Origin of the sequence: Pinirhizobacter sp., assembly GCF_036499745.1 — a bacterium.
GTDB lineage: Bacteria > Pseudomonadota > Gammaproteobacteria > Xanthomonadales > Rhodanobacteraceae > Pinirhizobacter.
The window spans coordinates 69928-92057 of record NZ_DASYDG010000010.1 but is presented as its reverse complement, the minus strand read 5'-3'; the positions used below and the strand labels follow the sequence as shown (position 1 = coordinate 92057).

17 protein-coding genes are annotated in these 22130 nt (G+C 62.1%); 6 read left to right on the top strand and 11 right to left on the bottom strand.

Annotation, left to right across the window (positions count from 1 at the left end):
* Positions 1-1314, bottom strand: a complete 1314-nt coding sequence (locus VGM61_RS03330; RefSeq protein WP_331521300.1) for an ABC transporter permease — start codon at positions 1312-1314, stop codon at positions 1-3.
* A 362-nt stretch (positions 1315-1676) separates the two neighbouring features.
* Here VGM61_RS03330 and VGM61_RS03325 point away from each other — a divergent pair, with 362 nt between their 5' ends.
* Both VGM61_RS03325 and VGM61_RS03320 read left to right on the top strand, forming a co-directional pair.
* Positions 1677-2024: a hypothetical protein gene (locus tag VGM61_RS03325; protein ID WP_331521299.1), complete on the top strand. Its 348-nt coding sequence runs from the start codon at positions 1677-1679 to the stop codon at positions 2022-2024.
* Positions 2025-2220: 196 nt separating this feature from the next.
* Positions 2221-3627, top strand: coding sequence for an FAD-dependent oxidoreductase (locus VGM61_RS03320; protein ID WP_331521298.1), 1407 nt, complete (start codon positions 2221-2223; stop codon positions 3625-3627).
* Between the two features lie 111 nt (positions 3628-3738).
* Here VGM61_RS03320 and VGM61_RS03315 read toward each other — a convergent pair whose 3' ends face one another.
* From VGM61_RS03315 to cysD, 10 genes are all read right to left on the bottom strand, one after another.
* The gene (locus VGM61_RS03315) at positions 3739-4464 is read right to left on the bottom strand and encodes a hypothetical protein (protein WP_331521297.1); all 726 of its coding nucleotides are present in this window, start codon (positions 4462-4464) and stop codon (positions 3739-3741) included.
* A gap of 131 nt (positions 4465-4595) precedes the next feature.
* Entirely contained in the window at positions 4596-5441 is an 846-nt protein-coding gene (locus VGM61_RS03310) for a sulfotransferase (RefSeq protein WP_331521296.1), read from the bottom strand.
* A 13-nt stretch (positions 5442-5454) separates the two neighbouring features.
* Positions 5455-6495 carry a LacI family DNA-binding transcriptional regulator gene (locus tag VGM61_RS03305; protein WP_331521294.1) on the bottom strand — a complete coding sequence of 347 codons (1041 nt, stop codon included), beginning with the start codon at positions 6493-6495 and terminating at the stop codon, positions 5455-5457.
* 16 nt (positions 6496-6511) lie between these two features.
* Positions 6512-9193 (bottom strand): glycoside hydrolase family 2 protein, encoded by a 2682-nt coding sequence (locus VGM61_RS03300; protein ID WP_331521293.1) that lies wholly within the window; start codon positions 9191-9193, stop codon positions 6512-6514.
* Positions 9194-9197: 4 nt separating this feature from the next.
* On the bottom strand, positions 9198-10580 hold the full coding sequence (locus VGM61_RS03295; RefSeq protein WP_331521292.1) for an APC family permease: 1383 nt from the start codon (positions 10578-10580) through the stop codon (positions 9198-9200).
* On the bottom strand, positions 10577-13768 hold the full coding sequence (locus VGM61_RS03290; RefSeq protein ID WP_331521291.1) for a TonB-dependent receptor: 3192 nt from the start codon (positions 13766-13768) through the stop codon (positions 10577-10579). The genes VGM61_RS03295 and VGM61_RS03290 overlap by 4 nt, the downstream gene beginning before the upstream one ends.
* A 100-nt stretch (positions 13769-13868) precedes the next feature.
* Positions 13869-16202, bottom strand: coding sequence for a beta-N-acetylhexosaminidase (locus tag VGM61_RS03285; RefSeq protein ID WP_331521290.1), 2334 nt, complete (start codon positions 16200-16202; stop codon positions 13869-13871).
* A complete protein-coding gene (locus VGM61_RS03280) occupies positions 16199-17257 on the bottom strand; it encodes a glucokinase (protein ID WP_331521289.1) in 1059 nt (352 codons plus the stop codon). Before VGM61_RS03280 ends, VGM61_RS03285 begins: the two co-directional genes overlap by 4 nt.
* Positions 17258-17370: 113 nt before the next feature.
* Positions 17371-19224: an adenylyl-sulfate kinase gene (gene cysC / locus VGM61_RS03275; RefSeq protein WP_331521288.1), complete on the bottom strand. Its 1854-nt coding sequence runs from the start codon at positions 19222-19224 to the stop codon at positions 17371-17373.
* Complete coding sequence (gene cysD / locus VGM61_RS03270; protein ID WP_331521287.1) at positions 19224-20123, bottom strand: sulfate adenylyltransferase subunit CysD; 900 nt, start codon at positions 20121-20123, stop codon at positions 19224-19226. The genes cysC and cysD overlap by 1 nt, the downstream gene beginning before the upstream one ends.
* A 246-nt stretch (positions 20124-20369) precedes the next feature.
* Between cysD and VGM61_RS03265 the strand changes: the two genes are divergently transcribed.
* The 4 genes from VGM61_RS03265 to VGM61_RS03250 all read left to right on the top strand — a co-directional run bounded on the left by VGM61_RS03265 (position 20370) and on the right by VGM61_RS03250 (position 22025).
* The gene (locus VGM61_RS03265) at positions 20370-20768 is read left to right on the top strand and encodes a hypothetical protein (RefSeq protein ID WP_331521286.1); all 399 of its coding nucleotides are present in this window, start codon (positions 20370-20372) and stop codon (positions 20766-20768) included.
* A 28-nt stretch (positions 20769-20796) separates the two neighbouring features.
* Positions 20797-21171: a hypothetical protein gene (locus tag VGM61_RS03260; RefSeq protein ID WP_331521285.1), complete on the top strand. Its 375-nt coding sequence runs from the start codon at positions 20797-20799 to the stop codon at positions 21169-21171.
* Between the two features lie 120 nt (positions 21172-21291).
* Positions 21292-21597, top strand: a complete 306-nt coding sequence (locus VGM61_RS03255) for an autorepressor SdpR family transcription factor (protein ID WP_331521284.1) — start codon at positions 21292-21294, stop codon at positions 21595-21597.
* Complete coding sequence (locus tag VGM61_RS03250) at positions 21594-22025, top strand: hypothetical protein (RefSeq protein ID WP_331521283.1); 432 nt, start codon at positions 21594-21596, stop codon at positions 22023-22025. Before VGM61_RS03255 ends, VGM61_RS03250 begins: the two co-directional genes overlap by 4 nt.
* Positions 22026-22130: the final 105 nt, after the last annotated feature.

Sequence of the window (22130 nt, the reverse complement as noted above, 5' to 3'; positions counted from 1 at the left end):
TCAACCCCCCTTCATCTGCAGGGCCGGTGCTGTTCGCATCGACCTCCATGCCGGATAGGCGCCGGTGCTGACCGTCGCTACCACGGCCACCAGCAACGTCACCACCAGCATCGTCGCGTCCATCTGCGCGATCCGCCCCATGCCATCGGGAAACAATTCGCGCAGGCAACGCAAGGCCAGGTCGGTGAGCACCAGGCCCAGTACGCCGCCGGTGACGCCGAGCACACCCGACTCCACCAGGGCCTGGCCAAAGATCGCACGCGCGCTCGCGCCCAGCGCACGACGCACGCTGTACTCGCCGGCCTTGACCATGGCCTTGGCCAACATCAGCCCCAGGGCGCTGCACAGGCAGATCAGGAAGAACCCGAAGGCCACCAGCAAGGCCAGGCGTGCGTCATCGGGTACCACCTTACGCGCGGCCAGCCAGTCCGGGACATCGCGCAAACGAATATTTGGCGCCCAATTGAAACGACCGGCATGCTGCTGGTCGCGGGCGTAGTTCACAAGGTCCAGGCGGTAGGCCTGGGCATCGGCCGCCGTCGGCAGCTCGGCCCAGTACTGCAGCCAGACGCATTCGGAGCGCAAGAGGTCGGTGAAGCTCTCGCCCCGTGGGCCGGCATCGCAATACTCGTACGCCGAGGTGGACATCTCCCGGTCGAGCGTCCAGCGCAACGGCAGGAAGACATCCTCGCCTTCATCGAAGCTGCTGACGGTCAGGTCGTAGTAGTGCGGCTTGGGGTCCCACGCACCCATCACGCCGATCACGCGATAGGCATGGCCATCGAGTTGAAGCGACTGACCGACGCTATTGACGCCACCGAACACTTCCTCGTTGAGCTTCTGGCTGATCACCACCTGGGCCGCACGGCCGTCGTCGCTGTTATCGGACCAGGCAGCGCCGAACTGCATCGGTACCTCGAACATGGCGAAGAAATCCGACGTGGTCGCGCGGCCGAACACCGTATGCGGCTTGATCGAGGGATTGGCCGGCTGCAACACCATGCTCACCTCGTGCATGGCCACCTGGCGGTGGGCAGCATGGCGGGCCAGCAGGGCGGAGGCATCGCGCCAGGTCACCTGCTGTGGGGGTTCATCGTCGCCCGGCTTACGGCTGCTCGGGCCGCCGTTGTCCAACTGCACGGCGAACAGCTGGGAGGACTTCCCGGGAATGGGATCGCGCGACATCACGTAGAGCACGGTGTAGGCAGTCATCGTCAAGGCAACGCCCAGTCCGATGGCGCCGACGATCAGCAATGTCAGGCCAGGCTGCCGGCGCATCCCCACAGCGGCCAGGCGGCCGTAGTATCCGATCATGTCTTTCACCCGGAAGACTCCCCGGATGAAGCATAACTGCATTCATCATCCCCAGGGCGACACGACGCAGAACGGATTGCCTGAGTCCTGTAAGGTAAGCCGCAAACAAGGGGGGATGCTCTGTGTACTTTGTTTTTAAGTTGGCGAGGACGAATGTCGTTTCAAAATCGGGCCGGTTTTTGACCGTGCTGGCGATGACTTCGATAACAGCCGGTTGCACGCGACCGATGTCACCAGGTCCTACCGGGGAACAACACCGATCATCTACCGGCGAAGCAAACGTCCGCGCCAATGTGCCCGAAGGCTTGCCCCGATATGAGCTCGTCTCCAGCCAGACAGCTTCAGGATCCGATCCCATCAGCGTGAATGCGCCCGCTTACCCTGCAGCTGTTCTCTCCAGCTGCCCACCCCCGATCACCATCCAGGCCCTGGTTGTCGTCGATGGTGATGGGAACGTAACCTCCGTTCGCATCGATGATCAGGATTCGCCCGACCCGACGCGAAAGATTTTCATCGACGCTGTCCGAAGCACGGCAGCCACCTGGAAGTTCAATTCGTTGGTGGTCGACCAATGGAAGACTGATGCTCATGGTAAGCGTCAGTTTGTAAGCGAAGAAGAGCGACCTTTTAGCCTGGGTTATGAGTTCCATTTCCAGTGCCGCGCCGGCAAGGCGGACGTGGGCCTGTCCAGATCAGGTTCACGCACCTAGCGCCATCGGACAGTTCCAGAACGCCTTAAAGGGTCTTCGCCTCACTTTGACCAGTTGTCGAGGAAAATATTGCGGATGCGTATTCCTGCCTTGTGCACACACGCCGCCTATCTCGCCGTGATGGCAATAATTCGGATTTAGTCAACACAAACGCACTTTACTCAGCTGATGACGTTCACTCGCATGGGAGAATGGTATGGCTCAGGTAGAACATGTCGACACGCTGATCCTGGGTAGCGGGCAGGGCGGCAAGCTTCTGGCTTGGCACCTGGCTCGATCGGGTCAGCGTGTCGCGGTCGTCGAACGTCAGTGGGTGGGCGGTTCTTGCCCGGCCGTGGCCTGCCTGCCGAGTAAAAACGAAATCTGGAGCGCTCGTGTCGCGCATCTGGTGCAGCACGCCGCCGGGTTCGGCGCAATCACCGGGCCAGTCGTCATCGATATGGTCAAGGTCCGCGAACGAAAACGTGCCATGGTTGAACGCGAAACCGCGTTTCATATTGCAGCATACGTTTCCAGCGGTGCCGAGCTGATCATGGGAAGCGGTCGATTTGTCGGGCCAAAGACAATCGAGGTCGAGCTTAACGATGGCGGGACGCGCACGCTTGGTGGCGACCAGGTGGTCGTCAACACGGGATCGCACGCGGACGTTCCGGATGTCCCGGGTCTGCAAGACGCCGAGCCGCTTACCCACATTGGCGCACTCGAACTCGACTACGCGCCGACACACCTTATCGTGCTTGGTGGTGGCTACACCGGTATCGAACTGGCGCAGGCCTTCCGTCGCTTCGGAAGCCGCGTGACGATCGTCGACAGTGGCCCGCAACTGTTGAGTCGCGAAGATGCAGATGTTGCCCAGGCGATGTTGGGCGTTCTGCGTGGCGAAGGAATCGACGTCATCCTGGGTGCAAAGATATCGAGCGTGGAAGGCTATTCTGGTACAAGCGTGCGCGCACTCATCCGCACCGCTTCGGACGAGCAGACAGTCGAAGGCAGCGACATCCTGGTAGCGGTGGGGCGCATTCCAAATACGGCGGGCATCGGCCTGGAAGGAGCCGGCGTCGAACTGGATGAGCGGGGCTACATTCGGGTGAATGATCGCCTTCAGGCAACAGCGCCGGGTATCTGGGCCATCGGCGAAGTGGCAGGAAGTCCGCAGTTCACGCACGTATCGGTGGACGATTTCAGGATTGTTCGGGATAACATGGCTGGCGGCAATCGCAGCAAGACCGGTCGATTGATCCCGTACACGGTTTTCACGGATCCACCGCTGGCGCATGTCGGGCTGAGCGAACGTGAGGCGCAGCTTCAAGGCATCGCTGTCCGCGTTGCGCGTTTGCCCATGAGCAACGTGCTGAGAACTGAGGCCACTGACGAGACCCAAGGCTTCATGAAGGTGCTCGTCGGTGCGAAGGATGACCGCATCCTCGGCTTCACGATGATCGGATCCGAGGCCGGCGATGTGATGGCTGCCATGCAGATGGCGATCCTGGCCGAGATTCCCTATCAGACGCTCCGCGATGCCGTGATTACGCACCTGACTTTCGCTGAGGGATTCGGGCCACTTCTTTCGAATTTGCCCACTCGCCAGACCGCCTCCTCATGATTGGCGAGCCAGGTAGAAAAATCTGGCGATGTTCGGTCTGGTGACAAGCCCCAACATTCGCTCCACGTTTGCCCGACGCAAGTGTTTGATAGGAAAATCCGGATCGATGCCCTATGCGCCCTGGACCCACCTCAGCAAGGCCTGGGTTGGCGGCGAGAACGCGACCGGACCGGTAATAAGCATGCTGACGATGATCGCACCCACGCCCCAGACATACGCTTTGTGCACCCGGCCTCGCTTGATCACATCGTACGCCGGGCCGGCGAGGCCGAACAAGGCAATCACCCCGAACATCACCATGGGGGCGGCGCGACCGAAGGAATCCATCGGCAGCAGCCGGCCAACGCCAGGCCCGAGGATCGATACGGTGGCGCACATCATCAGCCGGCGATGCCAGTCTGCTGAGCGGCGCAGCGTTACGCCTGCCGTCACCAGGGCGCCGAACACGAGGATGCCGATGGTGTTCATGGCAAGGAAGATGGCCGGCGGAAAAAATGACGGCACCAACTTGTCGTGTATGGCCAGGTACGTCGCGGCCAAGCCCATGACCACCATGGCTGTTGCCAGCACCGCGCCCGCCATGCCAAGACGTCGATGAAGTCGAATCGATCCGCGATAAACCAGCGCCGGCTGCACCACCAACAGCACGACCCAAAGAGAGAAGACCGCGCCGTGGACGAAGAGAAGCACGGGCAAGGTGGGTGATGCGTTTACATCGTCCGGAACCGTACGGGAGAAGCCCGCGATGATCACGGCAGCCATCACCAGCGACAAAGTCAGATAAAAAGCCGGACGTGTCCTTCCGGCGGCGCGAGCGCTCAGGTCAATGATGGACATGACTCTCCCCGATATGGACGCCCCGCGAGAATCGTAACTGACGTAATTCCTTGCGGACAGGCTTTGGGCGACAAAACCGGTGATCCAGACGTCCTATGTCGAAAGTGTTGTGTTGGCCGGGGAGGCCACCTTTAAACGATGGGAACCTGGTTGACGTTGTTCTTCGGGTCCGTCCAGAAGGCTTCGTTCGCGAAGCGTCCGAAAACCTCGCGCGGCAGGATGGGCTGCCGTTCGATCCGCTCTACCTTTGCCCGTACCGAATGCAGGCCGGGCATGCCGACGCGGGCATCGAACTCGTTCGCGTTGTATTGGACATGGTCGAAGTCGTGCTCGAACCAGGGCTCGCCGAGGAACTCATAGACCGCGCGCACGGCCCTGGACGGATCGGCCACCAGGCTTTCGTAGGTCAACAACAGCAGGTGGTCTTTCGCGTACTCGCCGTAAAAGGCGTCCTTGGTTGCCTGATAGGCGAAGCCCACCATGCCCCGGGGATCGGTCAACGCCTCGACGCGCGAGTACACCGTGGTATTGGTATCGAAGCGGAAGATCTTGCTGACACTCACCGGCTGGTTGCGAACCAGTTTCTCCATGCTGTCGAGCACCCAAGCCAACTGGCGGACGCAGGCAACGACCTTCACCCCGGGAAATAGTGTGTCGAGCAACTGCATACGGCTACACCACAATCTGCTGGTGTCGAACACCACGCTGGCATCAGCGTTGACTGAGTAGAAGCTTTCGACCAGGCCGCGCAACATGGCCACGCGTTGCTCGTCGGAGACATCGAACGAGAAATCGTTCTTGCTGCTTGCTTCAGCAATCACCAGGCCCATGATGTCTGCAAGCGGGCTGGTCATGCCTGCGCGAAAGTGCGGATTCTGGTTGAGGATAGCGGCCAGCAACGTGGTGCCGGAGCGTGGCAGCCCGGAAATGAAGTGGAACTTCCGTTGCGGGTTGTTGGCGTCAGGCGTGGCAGGCATCTGGGCTTCTCTCCTATCGAGCGTGGGCAGCAGGGCGGCGCCCGATTTTGGGCGCGGGTGCCGTCGATGCGCGCACGCGCATTTCATATCCTACTTCAACCATACGGGCTTCCCCCTTGTCCAGTACGCGAAGAAGCAGCTCCTCGGTGGCACGCTTGCCCATGTCGCGTACAGGCTGGTGGACGGTGGTCAGCGGTGGCCACACTTGGGTCGCGATGGTGGTGTCGTCGAAACCGCAAATGGACATATCGCCGGGAACCGATACTCCGGCTTCCGCGGCGGCCCAGATTGCTCCGACGGCCATGTCGTCATCGCCTGCAAAAATGGCAGTAGGGCGATTCTTCAGCGCAAGCAACTGTCGGGCCGCGGCTACACCCGACTCGAAGGAGAACCGGCCCTGCACCATGTATTGGGGAATTTCTGCGAGCCCCGCGCGCTTCAAACCGTCCCGATAACCGGCCAGGCGCCAGATGCCGCCCCCGTGCTTGCGGTCGCCGATGATGTGGGCGATGCGGCGGTGGCCCAGCGATACAAGATGGTCCACCATCGCCGCGGCGGCTTCGCGCTCTCGCAGGATAACCCCGATACAGCCCTTCGATTGGCGTGGGGCGATCGAGGCAAACGGCAGGTCGATCTTGCGCAGGTGCTCAAGCAGCTTCGGATGGTCGGTGATGGGGGGTGTAAGGATCAGCCCATCGGGCCGGTGCCGCGAAAGGATGCCCATGACCCGGTCAACGAAATCCGGCGCCGTTGAAACCAGCGGCTGCACCATCATGCTGTAGTGCCTTGCCTCGCATGCTTCGAGCACGCCGGCCTGGACTTCCATGATGTAGCTCGGCGACAGGTTGTCGTAGAGCAGGCCGATCATGAACGACCGGTTCGTCGCCAGGCTGCGCGCCGAGGTGAGCGGCCGGTAGTTGAGTTCCGCAACGGCCGCCATCACTCGTTCGCGTACGGCGTCGCGCACGTTAGGCTCGTTGTTCAGGACCCGCGATACCGTCTTCTTCGAGGTGTCCGATGCCCGGGCGACATCATTGATCGTCACGTGTGCCATGGAAGCCTTTGCTTCTTCAAGGAACGCTCTGTTCCGGTACGTTCCACCCACTGACCTCGACCACCGGTGCGGTGCCTTCCTGCCAGGGGTATCGCGCGGTCAGGACCATCGATTCACCAGGCCAAAGCGTGACGTCATTGTCATTCCACAGTATCGGCAGCGCAAGATCGCCTTTCTGGCCGCGTCTGATCGACACGTGCTGCAGCAGCGCCAACGTACCTGACGACGCCGGGACCGAAAGCGTAACCGTGGTGACGGCATCGCTCCCGTCGCGCCGGGTCGTGGCTTGGACCTGGCTCGTCGCGGGCGGCAGCGAGTGCAGGGCTGTGAAGTCCGCGTACTGCGTCAAGGGCGTCAGGTACCAGTTCGACTTTGCCCAATCGAGAACGTCTTGCCTGGTGGATAGCCAGTAGACGTTGCGGCTTACAGGCTTATCGTCAGAAGCGGAGAGCTCAAGCTCAATGAAGTACACCGAAGAGAGGCCGGAGACGGCCGGGAGTTTCACCAGTTCCCGTGTGTGGTTCCCCTCCAGGTCGATGTCCTGCACACGTTTGTCGTAACGCACGCTACCGTCCAGGTTCCGTACGCGGATGTGCGCCTTAAGGCCATGGACATCGTCAAGCGCGTGGTTCACCAATACGATGCCGTGCGAATCGTACGAGTACTGGATGTGCACCAGCTCGTTGGCTTTCTTGGCGCCGAAATAGGCGCCGGCGGGGTTCATGAAGTAGTCGTATAGATGCCAGTGCAGCGATGGCCACGCATTGTTGAGCATCCAGTAGATCACGCCGGTCGCGGGCTTGGCCGCGTCCATGTGCGCGTTGAACGCTTCGAACTGCGCCCGGGTGTTGTCGTAGTTGTCCAGCTGGGCCTTGGCGACGTAATCGGCAAGGCTGGTGGGCGCGCCATAACGGGCAGCCAGCGCCTTGTCGAACGGCGTCAATACAGCGAATGTCGACCAGTCCGCGGACGCGTGGAATTGCCTCGTCTCCGGATATTTCCACAGTGCTTCCTGCTCCTGCGGCGACAGCATGCGCTGCACGTCTTCCAGCCGGGGAATGTCGGCGCCGGCGCTGACCTCCGAGTCGAAACCAAACGCGCCGCCCAGCTTGTCGGCATACCAATAGGCCGGTGGTATCCAGTCGTACGGTCCGGCCATTTTCAGGCCGGAGGGACCGGCTTGGGCGGTACCCTTGGGGACAGCCGCTGAGATGATGGGCAATGACCAGTCGGCGGCGCGCAGCGCGTCGACGTAAATCTTCGCGATGTCCGGCGGCGGCGGGTTGTCGCTGCCGATCAGGAAGCCGATCACCGATGGATGGTTTCGAAGCAAACGCGCTTCACTGGCCATGGACTCTTCGGCCACCTTCAGGTCGTCGGCATCCCAGGGCCCGCCGCCAGTCTTGGCCGCCGACTCCCACTTATCGCAGCATTCCCATCCGGGCAGGATCATGATGCCGTCGCGGTCGGCCAGGTCGTAGAAGCGCTGGTTCTCAAGCTTGCCTTCGCTGCGGATGGTGTTGAGGCCGAGGTTGCGGACATAGCTGAATTCGGCCTCCATGCGGATGGGATCGTCACGCAGGAACATGTCCGGCGCCCAGCCGCCGCCGCGGATCAGCAAGGGCTTTCCGTTGATGGAGAATTGGCGATAGCTATCCTTGGTGAGGCTGGAACTCACACTACGGATGCCGAATGACGCGGTGGCCCGATCGGATGTCGCGCCGTCGACCGCCGCGGTCATCTCCAGCTTGTAGAGCGGATGTTCGCCCATGCCGATGGGCCACCAGATCTTCGGGTGATCCAATGAAAGACCCGGGGTGGTTTTGGGCGAGAACGAAACGACCTGCGTTTGCCCCGGCTCGAGGTGGACGGATTGTTGCAGGGAAACGCCGGCTGCCATGCCGGTGATCGTCGTGTCATGCGCCACCGTGTCGAGGTTCTTCGCCGTTACCTTCACATCCAGCGTGGCGCGGGTGAGATCGGGCAGGGGCAAGGTTGAACGAACCTGCGGAAAGCTCAACTGGACCGGGCCGGCCTGGACGACGTCCACGCCGCGCCATGGCCCCATATTGTTGTCCGGGGGCGTGGGGTTCCAGTCCACCCAGCCGATGGAGAGGCTGGTCCTTGGGTCGGCAGGATGCATCTGCATCGCCAGGATGTTGCCGCCCGGGTGCACCCAGGCAGTCACGTCGAAATCTCGCACCGGGTACGCTCCGGCGACCGACGCATGGTCGGCCACCAGGTGCCCGTTCACCCACAGGTCGGCGCTAGCGATGATGCCGTTGGTGCGCAGTATCGTGTGCCTTGCGCCCGGGCTCTTCGGCAGGGTGAATTCGGAGCGGTACCACCAGGGCGTCACGAAAAGGTTGCCGCTGGAATCGGGCACCTGCACGGCCCGCAGATTGTCGCTGTAGAACACGTTCTTGTAGGTACCGTTTTCCAGCAACCCGGCCATGACGGTCGCCCGGCCGCTCACCGCGTACCACTCTTTGGTGGTGTAAGACGTGGAGGAAATTTCAGCGCCACCCTGCTGGGCCTTCGCGCTGTCCTGAATCTGCCAGTGATCGATGGCGGTGCTGGAACCGGCATCTCCGGACACCTTGGTGGGGGTATAGGCCGGCTGGGCATAAACGGCCGGCACGGCCCATGCCGCCACCGTGACCATCATCCAAAGCACACGCCTGGCTGGAGTTTGCATGGCGTCATGGGTTCCCAAGATAAGTTTCGCGCACTTCAACGGGTGCGAACGGCCAGGACTGGTTGAGCCTTGCCCAGATCGCAAATACCACCAGCCCGGCGACAATCCACAGGCCGGACAGGATCATCGACATCGTGGTGGCAGAGACATATACGTAGATCCAGCCAAGAACCGCGATCACGCATGGCACCGGATAAAGCCATTGTTTATAGGGACGCTCAAGATCCGGCTGGCGTTTGCGCAAGGTCACAAGCGCGGCAACCTGCGCGATCGACTGCACGATGATCATCGCGGCCAGCAGCATATTGATGACTTCGCTCAGGTTGAAGAACGTGCCAATGGCCGTCACCACGCCCATCGTGAGCAAGGCAATGTGCGGGAATCCATGCCTGGCATGCAGACGCCCGAACACGGACAGGAATACTTTGTCCTGCGCTGCCTGAAAAGGTACGCGTGAGCCACCCAGAAGCCCGGTGAATACCGATGCGAATGCCGTAACGATGATCAGGACGGTCATGACGGCGGCGGCCAGGTGCCCCCAACTGCGTTCCACCACCATCGAGGCCACGGACTTGGACTGGGCAATATCCTGCCACGGCGCCACGCCAAGCACGCTGATATTGAGCAGCAGGTACACGAACATCATCGCGATCACCGAAATGATGATCGATCGAGGCATCGTCTGCCCTGGATCACGCAACTCATCGCCGATGTAGGCCGTGGTGTTGTAGCCGAGATAATCGTAAATGCCGATGATCAGTCCCGCACCGAGTCCGACGAAGAAATGGCTGCCGAACACGTCGGGCGGGTAGGTGAAGGCGAAGGCCGGATTGAAGTTCGAAAAGCCTGCCGCCGCCACGCCGATGATGGAGACCAGCATGATCACCCACAAGGCGATGGTGATCGAACGGACCGATTCGATGCGGCGGTACAGCAGCCAGGTGACGATGGCCGTCGCCACCAGGCTGATGACATGCACCGGCCACCAGCCCAGGTTGGGGAAAAAGAACCCCAGGTACTCCACCATGCCGATGATGCCCGTGGACATCAGCAAGGGAATGGCCAGCAACATCGTCCAGATGAACAAGAAGGGCATCAGCTTGCCGGTGCGGTACTGGAACGCTTCGCGCAGATACACATAGGTTCCCCCCGAACCCGGCATGGCCGCGCCCAGTTCCGCCCAGACCAAACCGTCGGCCATGGCCAGGATCGCGCCAGCGATCCAGCCGATGACCGCCTGCGGCCCGCCCATTGCCGCGACCATGATCGGGATGGTGATGAACGGCCCGATACCGCACATCTGGGTCATGTTGATCGCGGTGCCGGAGAACACCCCGATGGAACGATGGAAGGCGTTGTCGCGACTGGCCGGCGGTGCTCCGCTCACCACTGGCCTCGCACGCCGACCATGAAGCTTCGCTCGGAGAACGTGGAATGCCCAGGCTGGTCAGGCCATACCAGGTAGTACCGCTGGTATTCGTTGGTGAGGTTGGTGCCGTCCAGGAAAATCTCCGCGTACTTGCTGAGCTTGTAAGAGATGGATGCATCCACGTATTTCTGCGGCGCTTCGTACATTTCCAGGCCGGTGATACCGCCCACGCTGTCCATCACCGCGCGACGCGACCGGTAGTTGTACGCCACGCGCGCCTGGAAGCGGTCGTCCTGGTACCACAGGATGAAGTTCCCTGACTTGGTCGAATTGTCCTGGAAGGGAATTTCCTTGCCGGCCAGATCCCTTTCACCGGATTTGCTAGGCGCATATGTGGCGTTGACCTCCATGCCCGTCTTGGACAGGATGCCGGGCAGGAAGGTGAACCCCTGGCGGTAGTCGAACTCCGCGCCTTTGATGCTGTTACCGGTTCCCTGCACCGGTTCGGTGATCACGATGCAATGATTACGTACCACGCCGTCTTCATCGGGAAGGGTGCAGTTGGTCACGCTGCCGTTCTTGATGAAGCTGTCCACGTTGATGCGGAACAGCGCCAGGCTCAGCATGCTGGTGGGATTGATGTAGTACTCGAGCGAGGCACCGAAGTTCCTGGAGCGCCAGGGGTTGAGGTCCGGGTTGCCCGACGAGGTGCCGTCGGCGACGCGGAAGATCGGGCCGGTGGGTGTCTCGCTCAGGCTGTAGTTCAACTGTAGTCCGCCACCCCAGGTGCTCAGGTCCAGTGGCATCATGTTCTTTGAGTACGCCAGCCGAAGTTTCAGGCTGTCGGTCATGTCCAGCGAGAAGTTGGCCGATGGGAGCACGTCCTGGTAACTGCGGTGGGTTTTGTCGATGCCGACATCCTCAGGCTCGTTGCCATACGCGCCCGGGTCGCCGCTCAGATGTTGGGACACATCCAGGTCAGTGCGGATCACGCGCACGCCCACATTGCCGTTGTAGTGCATGCTTCCAAGGTCGCCATCGAAGTCGCCCTGCAGGTAACCGGACAACTCTTTCAACCGTACGCCCCAGGTCGTCCCGGGTTCGGCCACCTGCACGGTACCGGGATAGAGCGACTTCCAATATGAAATGGGGTCGACCAGGGCATCGGGGTTAACGGCCCAGAAGTTGATGCCCGAGCCAAGCAGATTATTGTATTGCTTGAAGTTTTTGGACAACGGCCCGGCGGTATTGGGCATTTGCAGTGCGGACAGCGGCCCGGCACGGAAATAGCCCTGGTCGTTGCCCGCGGTACACGAACCACTGTTGAGGACCACGTCGGCCCCGACGTAGCGCACCAGGCAGCCACCCGGGTCGCTCGCACCCATGCCGGCATAGACGGGTGTTTCCAGGGTCCAGCCGTTGTTGTCGGCACTGCGGATGCTGTTGCGTACGCCAAATTCAAGTTTGAAGCCGTCGTTGAAATCGAACTTGCCGTCGAAACGCAATGCGTTCAGCGCCACCTGGCGGTCGTAGTCGCCAGAGGATTCAAGCGTCTTCATCGTCCAGCCGTTGGGATTGGCGAAATCCGAGGCCAGTGCCGATGGCAGGCCGATCTTGATATAGCGGCCCCGGAAATCCGCGGTTACCGGAATCGTGTTCTGCGCAATGCCGTTGGCGTTGAACACGCGGTTGCCGCCCAACTCTGCCGGGTAGACCATGGTCCCCGGTGGCACGGCGTCGTCGGGCACGCCGTCCTTCAGCACGTTGGGCCATAGGGCGCCGTCCGAATCGGAAATGTTGAGGTCGGTTTCCTGGTTGGACTGCCAAGCCGTGTCACGAATGCCGCGCAAGGTGGCGGTAAAGGGACCGCCGTCATCGTAATCCAGCTGCAGATTGAAATTCTTGGCCACGGAACTTTTCTGGATGATCGACGAATACGATTCCACATCACCCGGCCACTTCTGGTAAACCTGCGTCGTGTAAATGTTGCTGCCTTCCCAGCCGGGCTCCGGTGTGCCGTACGAGCCCAGGGCAGGGTGGCCCGTGTCGCGCGACTGTAGCGGCACGTAGGTGGCACCCTGCCAGTTGGTGGAATTGAACTGGATGCCGACATTGCGATCGTACTGGCGCTGTTGCGAATAGAAGTAATCGCTGGTCAGGCTGAACCCGTTGCCGATGTCCATCTGGAACGATGCATTGCCGGACTTGCGCTTGCGCTGGGTGGTGATCTGGTTGAGGCCGATGTCCTGGCTGCCCATGAACACGCCGCTGGACTTCCCGTCGTGATTGACATCGACGCTCCCATCGGCATTCTGCATGATCTGCGGCGGGATGGGCGCGTCGTTCCACGGAGTGAGGAAGCCGTTGTAACCGCCGGCGCTGGCGGCATTCTCGCCGTTGAGCACCACGCCATACTGGTCCAGGCCCTCGGTGGAACTGGTGCGCCGGGTGTTGGAGAAATCCGCGGCGATCAACAGGCCCCAGCGGCCATGGTCATTGAACGAGATCAGCCCGTTGGCCTCGGGCCCCAGGTGCTGGCTGGTCTTGCCACGCTCCCCGTCGGCCGAATAACTGTAGGTGAATCCGCTTGGTAAATCCCAGGGGCGGTAGGTATGCAGGTCGATGGCGCCGCTGATGCCGCCGTCGGTCTCGTTGGCAGTGGACGACTTGACCACGTCCACGCCATGGAAGAGCGTCGACGGCAGCATGGCGAAGTCTGGCTGCTGTGAGTCGATCTGGTCGGCCGTGATGAACACTTCACCGTTCAACATGGTGCCGACCTGGGGCAGGCCGCGCACGTCCACAGAGGTGCCCACGCCGGCCTCGCGGTTGATCTGCACGCCGGTGACGCGTTGCAGGGAGTCGGTGATCGTCGTGTCGGGAAGGGCGCCGATATTCTCCGCCGTGATGCTGTCCTGGATGTTCGGGGCATCGCGCTTGAGGTCGATGGCGCGCATCTGCGATGCACGGACGCCGGTGACGACCACGGTCGACAAGGTGACGGCATCCTTGTCCTTCTTTGCACCATTTTTACCGGTGGCCGGCGGCGACGCCGCGGGCGTGGCCTGCGCCGTGTCGGCCTGCGGCGCGAGGTTGTAGGGCTGGGTATCGGCCCAGGTGGATGCCGTGGCCGATGCCGACATGACCGCAAGAAGCGACGCGGTGATGGCACATGACAGCGGATGCTTGCGAAGTACGGTGGACATGAGCATTACCCTCGTTGGTGTTGCCTGCCTGACCATGGCCTCACGAGAAGGCCTTTCCCCTCAATGCCACGGCGCGGGGACGAAAAGCCCCGCTTGCCGCTTACTTCGAAAAAACCATTCGCGCCAAAGCCCACTGGCCATCGCGTGGATCGCCGGTGGCGAGAACACACAGGTCGCGGACGCCGGCCCCCGCCGGCACGGTAACTTTTGCGCCAAGACGAACTTGCCCCTTTGCCTGCACTGCGCCCGTCAGCGGGAGGCTGGCCAGCCGCGGTCCCGTGCATGAATCGGCATGAATCTCGAACTCGCCCGCGGCGCTGGCTTTGGGGTGCACCACGGCATTCTTGGCCTCGTCCCCGTCGCGCCATGCGATGCGCTCGACCGTCAACACAACATGATTGATGCCATCGAGTGGTGCCTTCGCCCACAGCCAGCACATATGGCCCAGTTCCAGGGAATAGGTTCGCCTCGCGCCTTTCACCTTGCCTCCGTCCAGGCGGAAGGGCGCCTGGTGGGAGCAGGTGGCAAGTGCGCTGTCGTCGCGACTTGTGAGGGTGGTTTCACCCAGCATCGTCGTGCGCGGGGCAGCGATTTCAGAACCGTCCGCTGCGAACGTCGCCGCGCGCAAGGTCGTCTCGCCCTTCAACTCGATCGGCCCGGAATACGGCGTCGACTGGTTCGCGGGATTGGAGCCATCCGTCGTGTAACGAATCGTCCCGAATGCCACCTGGTTGGACAACGCCACCCGGAACGCGCCAGGGGCCGCCTTCGTTACCTGGAAGAGCGGTGCAAATGCAGTGTCGGCATAACCAATACCCAGTGCGCGGTAACGGGCCAGTTCCGCCGGCATGCGTTGCAGGAAGCCGTTCCAGTCGTGTGCATTCGCGGACGACCAGCCAAGCTCCGACAGGGCCGCGATGCGCGGGAACACCGCATGCTGGTCGTGCGCAAAAGTCAACATCTGTTCGGTCCACAGGCCACCCTGCACGCCGATGATGTGCTCAGCTTCCGTCGCGCTCGCCCCTTTCGGGATGACAACCGTGTCGTACGCTTCGCGAAGCGTCGCCGGTGGTGGCGGTCCGGCCCATTCGTCGGGCAGGGCGGACTGATAATGATCGAAGTACAGCGATTCCTGGGGTGTCATGATCACCTCGTGGCCCTGCTGGAGGGCAGCCAGCGCCACGCGTTCGTTGTCGTCGCCGTGCCAGGACATCACCACTTGCGATGCCGGAAGCGTCGCGCCGGCGACCAGCTCATCATCCCAGCCCACCGGCGTGCGCCCGTGTTTGATGAGATGCCCGGCGACCTGGGTCATGAACCAGCCCTGCAGCTGGTCCATGTTTGCCAGGCCCAGCTTTTTCATCTGCGCCTGCACTTCCGACGACGCGTTCCACTGTTGCTTGTCGGCCTCGTCGCCGCCGATGGATATGTACCGCGAGGGGAACAGCCGCATCACTTCATCGAGCACGTCGTCCACGAACTGCAGGGTTTTCCCGTCGGGCTTGAGCAACCACGGGCTGACGCCCCAGTCGGTCCACACAGACGGACGCTTGCCCGTGACACCAAGCCACGGATAAGCAGCAATGGCTGCCTGCGAATGGCCAGGAAGATCGATTTCCGGCACCACCTCGACGTAGCGTTCGGCGGCATAACGGACGATCTCGCGCGCGTCGGCTTCGGTGTAAAAGCCGCAGTAGGGCTTATCGGCCGAGCCGCTCAACTCGGCGTCCAGGCCTGCCGCCTTGCGGCATGCGCCGATCTTCGTGAGATCGGGATATTTCGGGATCTGGAGCCGCCAGCCCTGGTCTTCGGTCAGGTGCCACAGCAACACGTTCAGCTTGTTGAGCGACATCCAGTCGATCAGCTGCTTGACCTGCGCCACGCTCTGGAAGTGCCGGCCGGAGTCGAGCAGGATGGCGCGCCAGGCGAAGCGGGGGTAATCGTCGATGACGCCATGGGCTACCTGGACGGGCGTGCCACGCGTCCAGCCTGGTGGCGTGAGCAATTGCCACAGGGTGACGCTGCCGTAAAACGCACCGCGCGGCGTGCGTGCGGAAACCTGGATGCCGGCGTTGTCCACCGTGATGTGATAGCCCGAATCGTTCGAGACATTCGCGGCCGGATCCACGTCGAAAGTGATTGAAGGACGCGCGTTCCCCGCGCCCGCTACACGCAAGTGCAACGCCTGCGTATCGGCCACCCGTTGCACGAATCGATCGGCGATGGCTTGCACTTGCTGGCGATCGACACCCTTGGTCCGGACCACCGTACCATCGCCGATCTCGACCACGCCCGAACCAGAAGGGTTGGCTTTTACCGGTTGTGGCAGCAATGACCAGGCGGAGGGGGCAGGCGCTGCAACGACGGCGCCCGCTGTTGCCAGCCACCCGACAGCCAGGACGCGAAGCATTCCCGATGGCGTGAACGGGCTCATGCGGCCGCTCCATCTGCCACGGCATGCTGCAACGGCCCTGCGCCGGCCATGCCATGGCGGAGATACCACCGGGCCGCCCCAAGCACGCCGTGGCGGCCATGCTCGGTCACCCACACTGGCATGTGCGACAGCAGAGCACGCGCGCTGCGTCCGTGCAGGAACCGCTCCTCGAAGGTACTGCGCTTGAGCCATTCGAATATGGAAGAAAGAAAGCCACCAGCCAGGTACACGCCGCCCGTGGGCATGAAAGCGATCGCCAGATTGCCGGCAAGCGTTCCAAGACACGCGCAGAACACATCGAGCGCTTCCACCGCCCGCGGGTCGCTGCACGCCACGGCTGCCGCAGTGACGGCTTCCGGCGTCGCAAGGGCCGGGGTTTCGCCATCGAGCGTGCACAGTGTGGCGTAGATGGTGAGCAGGCCAGGGCCCGACACGACGTATTCAAAGGGAACATAGCCGCCATTGGGCGCCATGCACTCCAGGATCTCACGCTCGCGAAGTGAATTCGGGGCGAAATCCATTTGACCCGCCTCCGTCGGCAGCACGAAGCCGCCGGCAGGGCCGGGAACATGTACCGCCGCGCCAAGGCCGGTGCCTGGCCCGATCACCAGGGTCGGCCCGTTCGAAGGCGTGTCCGGTCCGCATAGATGACGGCCACCATCGGCGAGCGAGCCATCGAGCGCATAGGCGAGCGCTTCAAAGTCGTTCAGAACAGCAACCTGGTCGAAGCCCAGCGCCTGGCGCAACTGTGTCAGGTGGATAGGCCAGGGAAGGTTATCGTTCACCACCTCGTTGCCCATCACCTGGCCGGCACACGCGAGCACGCAGTGCTTCACCGGGACATGCACCTCGACGTTGATGAAGGCACGCAGTAGATCCGACAGCATCGGGAATTGCGCGCACGCGAAGACACGATAGGCCAGCGTTTCGACACCTTCGGCGCCGCCGCGCGAGGCACGCATCAGTGCCACGCGCCCGTGCGTGCCGCCAATATCGGCTGCCAGGAACGGCGTTGCCGGTATGCCTGCTAGTGGATCGGAATGGTTGGTTGCCACGTCCAGCGCGCTCCCCCGCATTGGAACTGTAGCCAGCGTGTAACGGAATTGACACCGGTGTCAAGCGGTGGCGCAACATGCCGGAAAAATCCCCGGGAGCGCCGGGGGTGGTGCTACGGAACGATCCGCTTGACGAGCCAGCCGGCCAGTTGCTCGGCCTGGCGTTGGGGCGGGGAGCCCGCGGTAAGCAGGTGGATTTCCGCGTTCGCGGGCGGCTCGTAGGGTGAGTCGATACCGGTGAAGTTGGCCAGCAACCCCGCCCGCGCCTTGCGATACAAGCCCTTGGGGTCACGTTGTTCGCACTCGGCCAGCGGCGCATCCACGTACACTTCCACGAACTCCCCCGACTCGAAGCGCCCACGGGCGAACTCGCGTTCGGCAGTGAAGGGGGAAATGGCACACACCAGCACCACGAGGCCTGCATCCACCATCAGGTGCGCCACTTCAGCCAGGCGACGGATATTCTCCACGCGTGCTTCGGCGGTAAAGCCAAGATCGTTGTTCAGGCCATGGCGTACGTTGTCGCCATCGAGCAGGTAGGTGTGATGCCCCAGCGTAGTGAGGCGCTGTTCCACCAGGTTGGCGATGGTCGACTTGCCCGAACCGGAAAGCCCGGTAAACCACACGCACAGCGGCTTCTGTGCCTTGGCATGGCTGCGGACTGCCTTGTCGATATCAAGGTGCTGCCAGTGGATATTGGCCGAGCGGCGCAAGGCGAAATCCAGCCGGCCCCAGGCCACGGTGGCGTGGCTGTGCAGGTCGACCAGCACGAAGCCGCCCATCGCCGCGTTCGTGGTGTAAGGCTCGAAGGCGATGTCCTGGTCCAGGTCCAGGTTGCATGCGCCGACCTCGTTGAGCTCCAGCCGCCGGGCCGCCAAAGGCGCCTGGGTATGGACGTCCACCTTGTGCTTGATCGCGGTGATCCGCGCCCGCACGCGCCCGGTGCCCTGGAGAAGATTGTAGGCGCGTCCCGGCAGCATGGGCTCATCGCCCATCCACAGGAGTTGGCAGGCAAACTGCGAGGCCACCGGACATGGTGCGTCGGCGCTGGCCAGCACCTGGCCCCGCCCGGCCTGGACTTCTGGATCCAGCGTCAGCATCACGGCCTGGCCCCTGTGGGCCGTATCAGCCGGTTCGCCGGCTACGTGCAGCGTGGCCACTCGCGCGACGGTCTGGCCCGGTTGCACCAGCACAGTGTCACCCACCTGGACGCAACCGGCCTCCACGGTACCGGCATAACCTCGGTAGTCCTGGTGGGGGCGCACCACGAGTTGTATCGGCAGGCGAAAGTCGCCGTCGGCAGGCTGGGGAATCGGGGCCTCTTCCATTGCCTGGAGCAGGGTAGGGCCGGTGTGCCAGGGCATGCGGGACGAGGGTGTTTGGACGTGATCACCATCGGTCGCCACCACCGGGATCGCCACCACGCGGGCGATCCCGAGTTCGTCGGCCAAGGCCTGGTACGCACGGCGGATATCTTCGAACACGGTGGGATCAAACCCCACCAGGTCCATCTTGTTGACCGCCAGGATCACCTGCCCGATCCCAAGGAGCGCGCAGATGTAGCTGTGCCGACGGGTCTGGGCTATCAGGCCCTTGCGCGCATCCACAAGGACCACGGCGAGCGACGCGGTGGACGCGCCCGTGGCCATGTTGCGCGTGTATTGTTCGTGGCCGGGGCAGTCGGCGACGATGAAAGTCCGGCGTGCGGTGTGGAAGTAACGGTAAGCCACGTCAATGGTGATGCCTTGCTCGCGCTCGGCCGCCAGGCCGTCGGTCAGCAGCGCAAAATCCAGCTGGCCAGGCGCGTTCGGATGCTGCCGCGCGCTGTCACGCGCGAGCGTGGCCAATTGGTCTTCAGGGAGCACGCCCGCATCGTGGAGCAGCCGCCCGAGCAAGGTGCTTTTGCCATCGTCCACGCTGCCACAGATCACCAGGCGCAGCAGTTCGTCCCTATCCGTTGCCGCCATCAGAAGTAACCTTCCTGCTTCTTGCGCTCCATCGATGCCCCCGGGTCGCGGTCGATCATCCGGCCCTGGCGCTCGGACGTGCGCGCGTGGACCAGCTCGTCGATCAGGGCATCGATCGTCGTGGCGTCTGATTCAATGGCACCGGTGAGTGGGTAGCAGCCCAGCGTACGGAAGCGCACCCGGCGCCGCTGCACCCCTTCACCTGGCCGAGGGACCAGCCGCTCGTCATCGATGACCAGCCATGCCCCGTCGCGCTGGATCACTTCACGTTCGGCCGCAAAATAAAGCGGCACCACCTCGATGCCTTCGCGCCTGATGTAGCGCCAGATGTCCAGCTCCGTCCAGTTGGACAGCGGGAACACCCGTACGGTCTCGCCCGTGGCAAGGCTGGTGTTGTAGAGGTGCCCCAGCTCCGGGCGTTGTGCCTTCGGATCCCATCGATGCTGCGCGTTGCGAAATGAAAATACCCGCTCCTTGGCGCGGGAAGGTTCCTCATCGCGCCGCGCGCCGCCGATGGCGGCGTCAAACCCGTGTTGATCCAGCGCCTGCCGGAGGGCCACCGTTTTCATAAGCTCGGTATGGATCGTCGGGCCGTGGACAAGGGGCGAGATGCCCTGGGCCAGGGCGTCCTGGTTGATGTGCACCAGCAGGGTGATGTCCGGGGCAGCCGCCACACGCTCGCGCAGGGCGTACATCTGGCGGAATTTCCAGGTGGTGTCCACATGCAATAGCGGTATCGGTGGAGGCGCGGGAGCAAAGGCCTTGCGCAGCAGGTGCAGCAGCACCGAGGAATCCTTGCCGATCGAATAGAGCATGACCGGCTTGCCGAAGCCCGCGGCGACCTCTCGGATAACGTGGATCGCTTCGGCTTCAAGGGTGTCCAGGTGTGACACGGTCATGGCGCCATGCTTGGGGTCGGTCCCATGGTAGCAATGCATAAGGCCGCAGTCTGCGGGGACATAACCAGATGGACTATTGCTTCGATTTTCCCCTCGGCTAATATCAAAGGGAGCGGGCCAAGAAGGCGCGCTTAAAGGGGATCCACGAATCAACCATAACAACGCGCCCTTGCGACGGCGCGTCTGCGCGCGTGATCCGTGGCATGCCAGAAGTAGTCTCGTAACTCAACAGGGGAGTGGTTCGTGATGAAAATGATGGCAATAAAGTTTGCGATGGCAGGTTGCGTGCTTGTCCTTGCCGGTTGTTCGGCCACACCGACCAGGCCGACGCAAAAACTGCCGGGCGTCGTCTACAACAAACCTGAAGCGACGGTCCAGAAAGCAGCGGTCGACGCTCTCGTGGCGAACGGCTTTGTGATCGACAAGTCCGAGGGGGAGTACATCGAGGGAGCGCGGCCGCACAAATTTGGGGCGGTTGTCGGGTCTGGCGGCGAGTCTGCCGGCGTATGGCTGTCGTCGGTGGCGAGCGACAAGACGGCGGTAAAGGTCAGCACGGCCAAGTCGATGCTGGGTATCGTCGGTCAGAAAAACTGGGACAAGGAAATCATCGCCGCGATGGACAGTAGCCTGGGCGGGCACCAGTAACTTCACAGACAAGGACGCGGGGAAGATCATGAAGAACACGCTGGGTTTGACCTTCCTCGCGTTTGGCTTATGCGGTTGCATGGCCACGACGGGAAACTATCGTTCGATTGGCAATGACCTTCCGATGCCGCGACCACCTGATTGTGCTGTCCTGGTATTCAGGGACCATGCTCCGGACAGGCCTTATGCCGCTATATCGCGACTGAACGTTCATATCGAAAAGACGGCCCTGATGCCGTCCGACTATGCCTCGGCCAGTGGCGAACTTAAGAAGCAGGCATGCCTTTCAGGTGCCGACGCCATCATGGATATCGAGGAAAAGAAGTCGATGTACCTTGAAACGCGGATGTACAACCTGTCCGCGACGGGCATCCGGTTTGTTGATCAGGCGGGCGCCCGTTAAGAGCCCGATCCGAAGCTAATGCGCCGTCGACGTCCGTCGTGCGCTCAAGCAGGAACGTAGGTCAACCTGAGCGACGAATTTTACTTGACTTAAACTTAGATGTTTAGCTAAATATAGACAATGAACAGCGTCTTCAAAGCCCTGGCCGATCCCACCCGTCGCAAGGTGCTCGAGTTGCTTCGTCAGCGACCGATGTCCGCAGGGGAGCTTTCGGAGCAATTCCCAGTGTCGCGGCCGACCATGTCGGCGCATTTTGCGGTGTTGCGCGAGGCCGACCTGATCGAGTCCAACAAGATCGGCACCAGCATCATTTATCAGTTGAAGCTGTCGGTGCTCGAAGACGCGCTTCTGAGTTTCACCGAGCTGTTCGGCATAGGCGCGGGCAAAACCCAGCCCAAACAGACCCGTGAAGGAGTCGACGAATGAGCGACAACCCCAATCTCCTGCGTACGAGAAAACAAATCGTTTTCTCCCTTAAGCTCGCGGCGGTCATGCTGGGAGGTAGCCTGCTGCTCGTCCTGGCCCGCAAGCAAGGATGGGTGGACGCAGAACACGTCCTGCGCGCGAACAATGTCATCTTGGGCCTCGCCCTCGCTGCCTTCAGCAACGCCACGCCAAAGATGCTCAACGGTCCACCCCGCTCTCTTCACCACGCGACATTGGCACAGGCGGCGGGGCGTGTCAGCGGTTGGACCATGACGGTGGCATTCCTCATATGGGCTGCGTTATGGGCATTCGCGCCGCGGGAGTACGCGACCATCCTCTCGGTGGCTGCCGTCGTTGCCAGCGTCGTGGTCTCGATTGGCTACGCAGTATGGAAGTCCGCTGCCTGCCGCGCGTCGAAGAGCGATTGAGCCCAGCGTCGGGATCCGACACGTGGTGCGATCGCGAATTGGCCCTAAGCAATTCGAGAAGATTGGACATTTTCCGTAACCAGACAGGGCCATAAGCTCGCGGTT

Coding starts and splice junctions, on each gene's coding strand:
- VGM61_RS03310 (WP_331521296.1), bottom strand. CDS start 5,441: ATGCCTGCCACGCCTGACGCCAACAACCCGCAACGGAAGTTCCACTTC.
- VGM61_RS03300 (WP_331521293.1), bottom strand. CDS start 9,193: ATGCAAACTCCAGCCAGGCGTGTGCTTTGGATGATGGTCACGGTGGCG.
- VGM61_RS03255 (WP_331521284.1), top strand. CDS start 21,292: ATGAACAGCGTCTTCAAAGCCCTGGCCGATCCCACCCGTCGCAAGGTG.
- VGM61_RS03315 (WP_331521297.1), bottom strand. CDS start 4,464: ATGTCCATCATTGACCTGAGCGCTCGCGCCGCCGGAAGGACACGTCCG.
- VGM61_RS03285 (WP_331521290.1), bottom strand. CDS start 16,202: ATGAGCCCGTTCACGCCATCGGGAATGCTTCGCGTCCTGGCTGTCGGG.
- VGM61_RS03290 (WP_331521291.1), bottom strand. CDS start 13,768: ATGTCCACCGTACTTCGCAAGCATCCGCTGTCATGTGCCATCACCGCG.
- VGM61_RS03250 (WP_331521283.1), top strand. CDS start 21,594: ATGAGCGACAACCCCAATCTCCTGCGTACGAGAAAACAAATCGTTTTC.
- VGM61_RS03260 (WP_331521285.1), top strand. CDS start 20,797: ATGAAGAACACGCTGGGTTTGACCTTCCTCGCGTTTGGCTTATGCGGT.
- cysC (WP_331521288.1), bottom strand. CDS start 19,224: ATGGCGGCAACGGATAGGGACGAACTGCTGCGCCTGGTGATCTGTGGC.
- VGM61_RS03330 (WP_331521300.1), bottom strand. CDS start 1,314: ATGATCGGATACTACGGCCGCCTGGCCGCTGTGGGGATGCGCCGGCAG.
- cysD (WP_331521287.1), bottom strand. CDS start 20,123: ATGACCGTGTCACACCTGGACACCCTTGAAGCCGAAGCGATCCACGTT.
- VGM61_RS03265 (WP_331521286.1), top strand. CDS start 20,370: ATGAAAATGATGGCAATAAAGTTTGCGATGGCAGGTTGCGTGCTTGTC.
- VGM61_RS03305 (WP_331521294.1), bottom strand. CDS start 6,495: ATGGCACACGTGACGATCAATGATGTCGCCCGGGCATCGGACACCTCG.
- VGM61_RS03320 (WP_331521298.1), top strand. CDS start 2,221: ATGGCTCAGGTAGAACATGTCGACACGCTGATCCTGGGTAGCGGGCAG.